The sequence below is a fragment of the Cellulomonas sp. P4_A2 genome (assembly GCF_056402515.1).
This window is the reverse complement of the sequence record NZ_JBFUHG010000206.1, coordinates 1-377: the sequence shown is the minus strand read 5'-3', so window position 1 is coordinate 377 and position 377 is coordinate 1. Positions and strand designations below refer to the sequence as shown.

General features: G+C 68.7%; 1 protein-coding gene. It reads left to right on the top strand.

All coding sequences use genetic code 11. The features are described 5' to 3' along the window. Positions 1-98: 98 nt before the first annotated feature. Positions 99-377: hypothetical protein (locus AC1DUE_RS20740; protein ID WP_477041281.1), on the top strand; the 279-nt coding region annotated here is incomplete at its 3' end.

The following is a 377-nucleotide window of genomic DNA, read 5'->3' as shown; positions in this document are numbered from 1 at the left end:
ACGCGCAGAAGGTGCTCGACAGCCCCACCGGCATGGCGGGCACGGCGCCGCGTTCGTACCTGGACTGGTACGACCAGAGCTCCACCAAGATCCAGGCGATGAAGACCATCGAGGAGACCCTCCTCAGCGACATGGAGGGCAAGGCCCGCGAGCTCCGCGACCAGTCGCAGCGCGAGGCCATCATCAGCGGTGTGCTCATCCTGCTGGTGCTCGGTGTCTCGCTGGTCGGCGCCTTCGTCGTCGCCCGGTCCATGATCCGCTCGCTGCGACGGCTGCAGGACACGGCCACCCGGGTCGCCCAGGACCGTCTGCCGGAGCTCGTCAAGCAGCTCTCCGAGGCGGACCCGCAGGACGTCGACACCTCGGTCGAGTCGGTC